The sequence below is a fragment of the Rahnella perminowiae genome (assembly GCF_019049695.1).
Lineage (GTDB): Bacteria > Pseudomonadota > Gammaproteobacteria > Enterobacterales > Enterobacteriaceae > Rahnella > Rahnella perminowiae.
Map to the genome: position 1 here is coordinate 75,236 of NZ_JAFMOT010000166.1, position 10,843 is coordinate 86,078.

Sequence of the window (10,843 nt, forward strand, 5' to 3'; positions counted from 1 at the left end):
TAAAACTCCTGCAAGTCAGTAGTGGCCGTTATGCCGGCCATCGGATTAAAGGTCTTTACCAATCGTCCAGCCGCCATCAATAACCAGCGTGGAACCGGTCACAAATCGTGCATCGGAAGAAGTGAGATACATTGCCGCTTTTGCCACATCCTGCGTTTCGCCCAGCACAGGCAGGAACTGACCACGTTGGATCTTCTCCATCTGTGCCGGGTTGTCGTAGTAAGGTTCGGTAAGCGGTGTGCGGATAACGCCGGGCGCAATGGCATTCACCCGGATTCGATGCTTGCCGTATTCCAGCGCCAGCTGTTTCGTCAGGCCGATAACGGCGTGCTTTGATGAGACATAGGCGGTGCGATCAGGCTCGCCCATCAGGCCGGAGACCGAGGCGATATTGACGGCATTGCCCGGCAGGTTATGGCGAACCAGCTGCTGACAGAATGCACGTCCGGCAACAAAACTGGCGGTCACGTTAACGGCAAAAACACGTTCCCACAGTGACAGTGATAATTCATCGATCCGGCAGATTTCACGCGTACCGGCGCAGTTTATTAAGACATTGTTATCGCTGGCGTATTCTGCCGCTTCAAATACGCCATTCAGATGCACTGAATCGGTAATATCCAGCTGGTGGTGAACATACTCAGGTTCATTGGCGAAAACGGACGGGGAACAGTCGATACCCTCTACCGCATAGCCGGCGGCCAGATAGGCCGCCACCATCGATTGACCGATACCACTGGATGCGCCCGTGATAAACGCTTTATATTTCAGTATCATGCCGCTTCCTTCATCGTGCGCTGGAACGTCACCAGAATGATGTCACGCAGTGCCGTCTCCCCCGGCTGGCGACAGCCTATGGGTGTCACCGCATGGTATTTGTCGTGATTTACCACCAGCGTGTCGAATAACGCCTCCAGACGCAGCACCCGCTCAATATTTTTAGGGGTCGGGGCAATCAAATTATCGCCACCCAGCATGTTGGCGGAGGCATGGATCAGGTGAACAAACACCACATCCTCATCATCTTTATGCAGCCAGACGGGCGAGCTGTACGCGGGCGCATCACACTGCGCCTCATAGCGGAATAAATGAATGCCGACGGACAACTCTTCCAGCGGTCCGATACGCTTATAAGCTTCAACAAAAGCGATGTCGTCCTGCAAAATCGTCTGCATCAGGCGGTTAGCAGTAATATTTTCGGGCAGCAAAGGATAATGGCGAACAATACCGCCGGTGTCCGGATTGTATTTTTTAGTTTGCTTATATTCCGTAAATTGACCAAAACTGAGCTCACCCTGCTCATTACGCCGGCATTGCGCATAACCGCGCCAGCGATTCCCAGCAGAATAAGGATCCAGCGTCAGTTTTTCATATGCCAGTTTTAATTGCTCAAGTTCAGAAAGAAAAATATCTTTATTATCGCAATTGATATCAGGCAACGTTTGATAATAACTCCCGGGGATAAATGCATATCCCCCGGCCGCAAGATGATTAACATATTCCATATAAGACTCGTTATTAATTCAGGACAAAGAGATAAGGAACCACCATGATTAATTCGCTCCGGTTATGTCCAATACACCACTTTGCTATTATTGAGTCTGCCAATAAAGCGCCCGGCCGTAAGACGGCTTCCCTGACTGACGCTGCTGACACCGTGCAGATGACAGGCGTTCATGAAGTAAATATCCCCGGCATTCAGTCGCACTGAGAGGGATTCCACGCCCTGCAACTGGTGCGGAGGATAGGGATAACCGGTGTCCGTCACGCCAAAGCGGGCGCGGCAAGGCTCATCCGGATCGAGATTCCACATTTTCAATTCGCCACCGCCCTGCGCCGCTTCCAGGCACACATTAAACGCAGTCACCGTCATGGCATCGGCAATTTCAAAATCATCCTGTTGCGCAAACTTAAGCTGGGCGCGGTCTTCATGCGGCATCAGCGACATGACACCGTTATCCAGCCAGCGACGGAACGTGGCAAAACAGGCGTAAGAATTCTTATAACGCGCCGGACCAAAATGGATCCCTTCGTCAAGGAATAAATCTTCCAGCGTACGGTTGAGGAACAGGGATTCGGTGGCATAACTGTCCGCGACGGACATCAGTTCTGCAACACTGGCGTTTACCCGGTTCACTTCCGCCATATAGTTTTCACCGTTACGTGAAAACTGCGTGGCGCCAATCTGATTGGTCAGAACAAAACCGTCATCGGCGCGGTTTCCACCACCGTTGCGATTCACCATCTGATTAAACTTTTCTGCTACATCCTGGCAGATTTCTTTATCCGCAAAATTACGGATAATATACAGAACATTACCCTGATGATGACCGTGCAGAATAATATTTTTGATAATGCTGAAATCTACATTATCAGGCTCTGTTTCTAAATAACTAAAACCTTTTTTTACTGAACCGGACAATACCATCTTTTGCTGTTTTTCAGCCAATAACTCACTCATGACGTTCCTGCCAAAGAATATTAAAATGATAATCGTAAAAAAAATGCGTTATTAAATTAACTTGGGTAAAATAAGATGTCAGATAAATAAAGGCGAATACAGCATCCCCCCCTGAGACCATAAATTATTATCCCGACGTTCCTGATTAAGCTCTGAGTATTTACCTAAATTACGCTGGAATATTTCACCGTAATTTCCGACCTGATGAATGATCGCGCGGATAAAATCCGGACGCAGCCCCAGATTTTTACAATGCTGCTCTGACGGGTAAAGGAAAGTGCGCAGGTAACCCGTCGCCTCCTGACTCATTTCAAGAATATTTTTGCTGGTGACCTGTAAGTTTTCCGCTTCTATTAGCGTACGCATGATCCAGGTTACCGCTTTCAGCCACTGCGTGTCATGCGAGGACACTGCCGGTGACATGGCTTCCAGCGAGATACGATCCTGCAAGATAATATGCGCTTCTTTATCTTTCAGCTGAGCACGTTCGCCGGCCAGCAAATAGGAATCGAGACAGTAGATATTGCATTCGCCTAGCTGATAAGCCTGACGGGCCTGAGCCGGCGAATCAAACAGTCGGATCTCGCAAGAGAGATTTAAATTTCCAAAGTAACGCTTCAGATTCTCTTCGGTGGTGGATCCCCGCATGGCCGCTATCCGGCGCTCGCGGGTATACTTTACCTGTTCAACGGGTTCGAGCAAATTACCCGCAGGTGTCATCAGCACTTCGCCATCAAACAGCATCGGATGAACAAAACTCACTTCTGACTCAGATTCACGCTGGAAGGTTATGCTGGAATTAAATGACCCCAGGTCAATCACTCCGTCACGCAGCGCCCGAAACCGGTCACCGGACTGCAACGGCATATAATGAATTTTTCCGACATCACCTAACACCGCCACTGCTACCGCCCGGGCTAAATCAATGTCGAACCCTTCCCAGCAATTGTGTAATACATTGCGAAACGACAATCCTTTAAAACCCAGACTAACACCAACATTCAGCACATCGTGCTGGCGGATCCGTTCAATAACCGTTTGGTTCAACATAGCTAACCTGTTAATTAAATTGATTATTATGACTAATTCTCACCAGAGGTTGCCTCTGTTGAACATCATACGGCTTGATGATAATTTGGATAGATATTCCAGAAACAAAAGAGCTATGCGTGAAAAGCACAAATGAGTTAGCCGAACTCCTTCCCAGTTTGTCCGTTTTTATTCAGGTGGTTGAAAAAGGAAGTTTTTCTTCAGCAGGACGGGAGACTTCGCTGGCCCCCTCTTCTGTGAGCCGGATGATTGACCGTCTGGAGAAACGCCTCAACGTGGTGTTATTTACCCGCTCGACCCGCTCTGTCGCCATAACCGAGATCGGACTGGAAATTTACCAGCAGGCGCTGACGGTACTGTCCGCTACGCAGACACTTTTCTCCCGGGCGGATAGCTTCAGCGATACCCCTCAGGGTGTTTTGCGTATCACCGCGCCAAACACACTCGGTAAGATTCTGCTCACCCCTTTTCTGCCCGCATTTTTACGCCGCTATCCGGAAATAAACGTCGAGCTTTCGCTGACCGATCGCGTCACTAATTTGACGCAGGACGCCTACGATCTGGCACTGCGCGTAACCGAAAGTCCACCGGAGAATATGGTAGCCCGTGCCCTGATGCCTATCGATTATGTATTGGTTTGTGCTGCGGATTACGACGAAGTACTGCCCGATTTCCCGGCTGCACTCACCAAACACAACATTTTTTTCCCCGATGAACGGCAATTTCGCGGTGCCTGGCGTTTTTGGCACAATGATATAGTGGAGACTGTGACGCTGGTTCCACGGTTGATGATCAATAACAGCGACGCCATGATTGATGCCATCTTGCAGGGTGTCGGCATTGCGCTGATCCCCACTTTCATCGCCAACCGATATATCGCTAATGGTAAATTGCATCGCGTGTTGCCTGAATGGCGAGTGGAGAATCCCCTGCCGCGTAACACCTACGCAATCACCCTTCCCAATAAACTGCTGCCACTTAAAACAAGAGTGTTTATCGATGATTTTATGCAGTGGATTAAGGAGGAAGGAAGGGTGTAGTCAGAATGAAACCAGATTGACGTTTACGCCGGAAATCGTTTCCCAGCAAAATCACTTTCCCCGCCGCCGCCTGCGCAGGGGAGGCGCAAAACCTTCAGGTATTTTTCCCGTTACATCCCGCTTACATCCCAAAGTTGCGATCAGCATCCTTGCAGCCAGCGGTCTTTTCCGCAAAACTGGTCCGTGTAAACGATTACCCTCACGGAAACAGAAGTGTTATGGCAACGATTAAGGATGTAGCAAAACTGGCAGGCGTATCGGTTGCGACCGTATCACGCGTGATTAACCATTCCCCGAAAGCCAGCGACAGCTCGCGGGAAGCCGTACAGAACGCCATGCAACATCTGCAATATCATCCCAATGCCAACGCCCGTGCCCTCGCCCAGCAGGCGACCGAAACACTGGGGCTGATCGTGGCTGATGTATCCGATCCCTTTTTCGGTGCGATGGTGAAAGCGGTTGAACAAGTCGCCTATGCCACCGGTAATTTTCTGCTGATTGGTAACGGTTATCACAACGTTGAAAAAGAGCGTCAGGCCATTGAGCAATTGATCCGCCACCGCTGTGCGGCATTAGTCGTGCATGCCAAAATGCTCCCGCAAGATGAGCTGACCAGCCTGATGCAGCAAATCCCCGGAATGGTGCTGATTAACCGCACGTTACCGGGCTTCGAACAGCGCTGTATTGCACTCGATGACCGCTACGGTTCCTGGCTGGCGACGCGTCATCTGATCCAGGCCGGGCATCAGCGCATCGCGATTTTGTGTTCTAACCATGGCATTTCCGATGCCAGCGATCGCCTTCAGGGCTATATCGACGCCCTTAACGAACACAACATCCCGGTCGATGACAAGCTGATTGCATACGCCGAACCCGATGAAATCGGAGGCGAAAAAGCCATGGCGGACTTATTAGGATTGGGCAAAGGTTTTACGGCAGTGACCTGCTACAACGACCCGATGGCCGCCGGTGCATTATCAGTCTTAAGCGATAACAGTATTGATGTACCGGGCGAAATTTCGCTGATTGGCTTTGATGATGTGCTGATTTCGCGCTACCTGCGCCCGCGTCTGACCACCGTACGTTATCCGGTCGTGGCCATGGCAAGTCAGGCAGCGCAACTGGCATTAGCGCTGGCAAATGGTCAGCCGTTACCGGAAACCACTCACATGTTCAGCCCGACGCTGGTGCGGCGTCACTCGGTGAGCAGCCCGGTCAACAGCTAAAGAAGTTGATGAAAAAGATGCACCGGCTTATCCGGGTAATCCAGGGCATCGCCGATGTATTTCCAGCCAAAACGTTCGTAATAACCGGTGAAGTCGGCGTACAGATATAATTCCCCGAAGCCGCTGCGGCGGCTCTGTTCCAGCACAAACTGCTGTAACTGCTGCCCCAGTCCGCGCGAGCGGAAATGCTTATCCACGTATAACGCCGCCAGCCACGGGGTAAGATCCTGACGACTGATTAAATCGCAGCGCCATAACCCCACGGTGCCTGCCAGTCTACCTTCATCGAGTGCAATAAAAGTTTGCGGTAAGTCCGCGCCGGACAGGCTGCTTCGCACCACGCTGGCAAAAAATTCGCGACTATTTTCGCTGCCAAACGCCCGCCAAAGCCAGTCTGTCACCGCGTCCTGAAATTCAGGACGTTCATTCAGATTAATAATCTTCATGGTGTTCAGACCAGCTTTCCCTGAAAAATCGGTACAGATTCAAACAGATACCCGTCAAACTCCGGCGCATCAACATCTGACAATTCCATCAGTGTATTTTTTACATTTTCCATATGCTGCCACATCGCCTGGTACGAGCCCATGACGTCGCGGCGTCGCAGGGCAGCCAAAATATTCTGATGATCAGCCAGCCATTTCAGGCGGTAACCCCGGGTAGCAATATGGCTGTGTAACTGTTTCCACAGCGGACTGGAATCCCGGTGCATCCAGATATTTTTCACCGAATCGAGCAGCATCTGGTTTTGTGTCGCACCGGCAATCAGCAGGTGGAACAACTTGTCGTTGTCACCACTTTCATCGTTAGCCACGATAGCAGTTTGTTCCTGCTCGAGCGTGCGACGCAGATTTTCGATATCCGCTTTGGTCGCCATTTTGGCGGCAAACGCGGCAATATTACTTTCGAGCAACTGCCGCGCCTGTAAGATTTCAAAGGGCCCGATCTGCCCCTGATACATCAGCTCGTCTTCCCCTTCTTCCTGAGAAGGAATGCGGATCACATACACGCCGGAACCCTGACGGATATCGACTGTGCCCTCAAGTTCCAGCATCAGTAAGGCTTCACGCACTATCGTCCGGCTGACGCCGTAGTTTTCCGCCATATTGCGTTCGGGCGGCAGGCGGGATCCCACGGCAAAATGCCCTTGCTTGATTTGCTCACGCAGGTCGTGCCCGATTTCCTGATACTGCTTTTTGTCCTGCGAAACCACACCTTTTTCCACACAATCACCCTGATACACGAAACAAGAAAGACCGGATGTTACTGTATCAGAGATAGTGCCTGATCCAGCACTTTTGCACCGTTTAACGTGCCGTAAGCCACCATGTCGATCACTGCGATCGGAATACCGTGTTCATCGGTCAGCTTTTTATTCTCCGTCAGCTTAAAACGCACCTGCGGCCCGAGCAGCACGGCGACGATATCGCGTCCATACGCCTCAAGCTCATCGCGCAGATTGTTTTCCGGGATCGCGTAGATCTGATATTCCATACCCCGGGCAGCGGCTTCTTTTTCCATTTTGGTGACCACCAGTGACGTGGACATTCCTGCCGAACAAGCTAAAACAATTCGTTTCATGGTATTTCCTTAGGTTATTTTTCCTGGTCATCCAGCGTTAAAGACAACACACCACTTTCACTGAGCGATTTAAACCAGTGAGATGATTTCTTCTGACGGCGATCACGGTTGTTTTCCAGATCAATCTCGATCAGTCCGTAACGGTTTTTAAAGGCGTTCATTGGCGAGACATTATCGGTAAAGGCCCAGAGCATATATCCCTGACAATTGGCGCCGTCCTCCCGCGCTTTTAACGTCCAGTAAAGATGCCCGGCAATAAATTCAATACGATAGTCGTCCTGAATTTCCCCGCTGATGGCATCGCGGAACTGATCTTCATTTTCGATACCCATGCCATTTTCCGCCACAAACCACGCAATATTTCCGTATTCGGTTTTAATGCGCATCGCCATGTCATAAATAATTTTCGGGTATATTTCCCAGCCACGCGATTTATTCATCCGGCGACCGGGTAATTCAAAGTGTTCGTAGTAATACGCCGGATGGAATGGCGTGTTTTTATTCCATTCGCGGGAAGGTGCTTTCACCCGGTGCGGGTAATAGAGATTAATACCCACTTCATCCACAGTATTGTTCCGAATAACGGCCAGTTCCTCTGCGGAATAATCAAAATGCACGCCATGCTTTTGCAGTAATTCCAACAGCTCCTGCGGATATTCGCCGTTAATCATCGGATCTAAAAATACGCGGTTATAGAATAAATCATATAAATGTGCCGCCTGCTGATCATGTGCTGCTGTTGAGCGGGCGTAAGTCACTTCCGGATTTAAAATGACCCCCACCGTGCCCGAGGCGTTATAGCCTTTACGGTAGAACAGTTCGACAACGCTGGCGGTCGCCAGCACTTTGTGATGATTCCACTGCATCCATTTGGCGGTATTTTGTTCAAACGGCCAGCGAATTGCATCCAGATAGACACGGGTTTGTACCACCACCGGTTCGTTGAAGGTAAACCAACGACTGACTTTTCCGGCATAGCGCTCAAAGACTTTTTCTGCGTACAACACAAATAATTCGACAACTTTTTTCGAACTCCAGCCGTCGTATTTCTCGATCAGAAACGCCGGTAATTCATAGTGTTCCAGGCACAACATCGGTTCGATGCCGTGACGTTTCATTTCATCGAGCAGGTCGTCAATATATGCGGCATACTCTTCATCGACGGTACCCAGTTCGTAATCTGTCAGAAAGCGTGACCAGTTGACGGACGTGCGGTAGTGGCTCAGTCCGCTGGCTTTCATCAGCGCCACATCTTCCTGATAACGATTGATAAAATCGGTGGCTTTCGCCGGACCGTAGCCGTTGTGCCAGACGTGGCGATTATTTTTGTACCAGAGATCCAGATACGAATCCTGCCCGTCTTTTTTGCCGCTCCAGCCTTCGGTCTGCCATGCAGAGGCTGCTGCACCGAGAATAAATCCCTCGGGAATGGCGATTGAAACCTGACTCATAACGTTCCTCTTTGTCCGAATAGTTTTACGCCGTGGCGGCCTGTTTTTGGCTCTGCTGCGCGGCTTCCAGCTGCGCCTGATCGGCACGACGCGCGGCCACTTTCACGAACGGCAGATAGATCAGTACCGCCACCAGAATGCAGCCAATTTGGGTGATCACCGCCCCCATCGACCCGGCAGTCGACAACCAGGCATTGATCACCGGCGGTGTGGTCCACGGCACCATCACCACCGCACGTCCGGCGAATCCGAGGCTGGTGGCAAAGTAGCCGATGGTGCCGGTAATCAGCGGCGTGATGATGAACGGAATGGCGAGGATCGGGTTGAGCATGATCGGCATACCAAAAATTACCGGCTCATTGATGTTAAAGAAGCTTGGCCCAAGCGACAGTTTGGCGATTTCGCGCATTTCTTTACGGCGGGTAGCAATCATCACCGCCAGCAGCAGACCGATAGTGCACCCTGAACCACCGATACTCATATAGACATCCCAGAACGGCATGGTGATGATGTTCGGCACTTCATGGCCCTGCTCAAATGCGGTCATGTTAACCATGATGGCGCCGAGCAACAGCGGTTCACGGATCGGTTTAATCATCTGGTTGCCGTGAATACCAATCACCCAGAACAGCTGCGCGACAAACATCAGCAGCAAAATACCCGGCAGGCTTTGCATTACCGATTCCAGAGGACGCTGGATCACCTGATACACCGCGTCGTACAAATACATGCCGGTAACGCGATGGAAAACAAAGCCGAAGGTGGCAACGAGAACCACGGTAATAATGGCAGGGATCAGAGCCGAGAAGGATGCCGACACATTGGGTGGCACGCTCTCCGGCATTTTTATGCGCAGGCTGTTAACCCGCTCCAGACGGGAATAAATCTCAACCGACAAAATGGCAATAAACATGCCGAGGAACAGACTTTTCGTATCGGAGAATTGTTTTGCCAGCACATCTTTCACTTCCTGCATCTGGCCGTTAACCATCATATCGACAGTGGTTGGCGTAACGGCGATAAAACAAATCACCGCCAGCAGGCCGGGAAATAACGAACGCGAACCGTTAATTTTCCCCAGTTCAATACCAATTAAAAACACCGCACCAATGGTCAGAAAACTCAGCGTGGCATAGTTAATACTGCTCATGATGGGTTTGAGTGTTGCCAGCCAGGAGAACATTTCAAAATGTGCTAGGCCGTTTTTCGGATCCATCACCATGTTTGAAATTAAAACTGAGAATGCCCCCACAATAATGACGGGCATTAACGTGATAAAAGACGCCTTAATAGCCATGATGTATCTGAAGCTATTAAAGGTATTGGCGAACCCCCCCAGCGAATCGATAAAGCGATCTTTCAATGACATGACAGCACCTCATTTTCTTTTTTCTATACTTCACAGGTGTTGGTTTCGTCTTCACCTTTTACATGGCATGAGGAATAAAGGTGTCGTACGAAGCAGGGTCAGAGTCCGGTTCTGTATATCATCCTGTCGGCCATATTTCGGGATTACTTACGTAATGTGGCATGCCAAAAAATAGCGTAATACGAATTAATTTCTGTGACAGCGTTCTCACATGTGAATATTGGAATTCCAATATCATGAATTCACACTCATCTGGTATACCAATTTGGAGTTTTCGATGGAATTCGATCTGGAACAAACAGTAATGGAATTATTGATCAACGCCGGCGAAGCACGATCTAACGCCATGATGGCCATTCAGCACGCACGTAAAAAAGAATGGGCGCAGGCCGATGCGATGCTGAAAGCCTCTGACGACGCGGCCCGTGTCGCGCATAAAGTGCAGACACAACTGATTAGCCTGGATGAAGGCGTAGGCAAAATTCCGGTGAATTTAATCATGGTGCATTCGCAGGATCATCTGATGACCGCCATGCTGTGCCGTGATCTGGCAGAAGAGATCGTGTTACTGAGAAAAGAGATGTTTGATAAGTAAGCTCCCTGCTTTGCGAAGAAGTAAAAGCAACGCGATTGGCTCCCTCTCCTGCGAAGGGGAGGGCTGGGGT

General features: G+C 50.1%; 12 protein-coding genes. 3 read left to right on the forward strand and 9 right to left on the reverse strand.

The genetic code is table 11. The annotated features are described in order from the left end of the window. Window positions 1-45: 45 nt before the first annotated feature. The 4 genes from J1781_RS07950 to J1781_RS07965 all read right to left on the reverse strand — a co-directional run bounded on the left by J1781_RS07950 (window position 46) and on the right by J1781_RS07965 (window position 3,511). A complete protein-coding gene (locus J1781_RS07950; protein ID WP_217219338.1) occupies window positions 46-777 on the reverse strand; it encodes an SDR family NAD(P)-dependent oxidoreductase in 732 nt (243 codons plus the stop codon). After that, on the reverse strand, window positions 774-1,505 hold the full coding sequence (hilB, locus tag J1781_RS07955) for a 3(1)-hydroxy-L-isoleucine 4-dioxygenase HilB (protein ID WP_129954938.1): 732 nt from the start codon (window positions 1,503-1,505) through the stop codon (window positions 774-776). The genes J1781_RS07950 and hilB overlap by 4 nt, the downstream gene beginning before the upstream one ends. Before the next feature lie 62 nt (window positions 1,506-1,567). Continuing rightward, window positions 1,568-2,461 (reverse strand): L-isoleucine 3(1)-dioxygenase, encoded by an 894-nt coding sequence (gene hilA, locus J1781_RS07960; protein WP_129954937.1) that lies wholly within the window; start codon window positions 2,459-2,461, stop codon window positions 1,568-1,570. A gap of 78 nt (window positions 2,462-2,539) precedes the next feature. Further along, the gene (locus J1781_RS07965) at window positions 2,540-3,511 is read right to left on the reverse strand and encodes a transporter substrate-binding domain-containing protein (RefSeq protein WP_217233418.1); all 972 of its coding nucleotides are present in this window, start codon (window positions 3,509-3,511) and stop codon (window positions 2,540-2,542) included. A gap of 119 nt (window positions 3,512-3,630) precedes the next feature. On the opposite strand from J1781_RS07965, the gene J1781_RS07970 reads away from it, so the two are divergent. Beyond that, window positions 3,631-4,551 carry a LysR family transcriptional regulator gene (locus J1781_RS07970; RefSeq protein WP_129954935.1) on the forward strand — a complete coding sequence of 307 codons (921 nt, stop codon included), beginning with the start codon at window positions 3,631-3,633 and terminating at the stop codon, window positions 4,549-4,551. A gap of 218 nt (window positions 4,552-4,769) precedes the next feature. Then, entirely contained in the window at window positions 4,770-5,777 is a 1,008-nt protein-coding gene (galR, locus tag J1781_RS07975) for an HTH-type transcriptional regulator GalR (RefSeq protein ID WP_217233419.1), read from the forward strand. On the opposite strand, the gene J1781_RS07980 is transcribed toward galR, so the two are convergent. Genes J1781_RS07980 through J1781_RS08000 form a run of 5 tightly spaced genes read right to left on the reverse strand, consistent with a single transcriptional unit; the run spans window position 5,774 to window position 10,178 of the window. Then, on the reverse strand, window positions 5,774-6,223 hold the full coding sequence (locus tag J1781_RS07980; RefSeq protein WP_217233420.1) for a GNAT family N-acetyltransferase: 450 nt from the start codon (window positions 6,221-6,223) through the stop codon (window positions 5,774-5,776). The two genes, galR and J1781_RS07980, sit on opposite strands and share 4 nt — an antisense overlap. 5 nt (window positions 6,224-6,228) lie before the next feature. Next, the gene (locus tag J1781_RS07985; RefSeq protein ID WP_129954932.1) at window positions 6,229-7,002 is read right to left on the reverse strand and encodes an FCD domain-containing protein; all 774 of its coding nucleotides are present in this window, start codon (window positions 7,000-7,002) and stop codon (window positions 6,229-6,231) included. 38 nt (window positions 7,003-7,040) lie between these two features. Next, window positions 7,041-7,358 carry a PTS sugar transporter subunit IIB gene (locus J1781_RS07990; protein ID WP_129954931.1) on the reverse strand — a complete coding sequence of 106 codons (318 nt, stop codon included), beginning with the start codon at window positions 7,356-7,358 and terminating at the stop codon, window positions 7,041-7,043. A 14-nt stretch (window positions 7,359-7,372) separates the two neighbouring features. Then, window positions 7,373-8,809, reverse strand: coding sequence for a glycoside hydrolase family 1 protein (locus tag J1781_RS07995; RefSeq protein WP_217233421.1), 1,437 nt, complete (start codon window positions 8,807-8,809; stop codon window positions 7,373-7,375). A 25-nt stretch (window positions 8,810-8,834) separates the two neighbouring features. After that, window positions 8,835-10,178 carry a PTS sugar transporter subunit IIC gene (locus J1781_RS08000; protein ID WP_129954929.1) on the reverse strand — a complete coding sequence of 448 codons (1,344 nt, stop codon included), beginning with the start codon at window positions 10,176-10,178 and terminating at the stop codon, window positions 8,835-8,837. Between the two features lie 277 nt (window positions 10,179-10,455). Here J1781_RS08000 and J1781_RS08005 point away from each other — a divergent pair, with 277 nt between their 5' ends. Next, window positions 10,456-10,773: a PTS lactose/cellobiose transporter subunit IIA gene (locus J1781_RS08005; RefSeq protein ID WP_129954928.1), complete on the forward strand. Its 318-nt coding sequence runs from the start codon at window positions 10,456-10,458 to the stop codon at window positions 10,771-10,773. Window positions 10,774-10,843: the final 70 nt, after the last annotated feature.

What these genes read in the sequence shown, in the direction of transcription:
- J1781_RS07950 (WP_217219338.1), bottom strand. Translation starts at nt 777, where the DNA reads ATGATACTGAAATATAAAGCGTTTATCACGGGCGCATCCAGTGGTATC.
- hilB (WP_129954938.1), bottom strand. Translation starts at nt 1,505, where the DNA reads ATGGAATATGTTAATCATCTTGCGGCCGGGGGATATGCATTTATCCCC.
- hilA (WP_129954937.1), bottom strand. Translation starts at nt 2,461, where the DNA reads ATGAGTGAGTTATTGGCTGAAAAACAGCAAAAGATGGTATTGTCCGGT.
- J1781_RS07965 (WP_217233418.1), bottom strand. Translation starts at nt 3,511, where the DNA reads ATGTTGAACCAAACGGTTATTGAACGGATCCGCCAGCACGATGTGCTG.
- galR (WP_217233419.1), top strand. Translation starts at nt 4,770, where the DNA reads ATGGCAACGATTAAGGATGTAGCAAAACTGGCAGGCGTATCGGTTGCG.
- J1781_RS07980 (WP_217233420.1), bottom strand. Translation starts at nt 6,223, where the DNA reads ATGAAGATTATTAATCTGAATGAACGTCCTGAATTTCAGGACGCGGTG.
- J1781_RS07990 (WP_129954931.1), bottom strand. Translation starts at nt 7,358, where the DNA reads ATGAAACGAATTGTTTTAGCTTGTTCGGCAGGAATGTCCACGTCACTG.
- J1781_RS07995 (WP_217233421.1), bottom strand. Translation starts at nt 8,809, where the DNA reads ATGAGTCAGGTTTCAATCGCCATTCCCGAGGGATTTATTCTCGGTGCA.
- J1781_RS08000 (WP_129954929.1), bottom strand. Translation starts at nt 10,178, where the DNA reads ATGTCATTGAAAGATCGCTTTATCGATTCGCTGGGGGGGTTCGCCAAT.
- J1781_RS08005 (WP_129954928.1), top strand. Translation starts at nt 10,456, where the DNA reads ATGGAATTCGATCTGGAACAAACAGTAATGGAATTATTGATCAACGCC.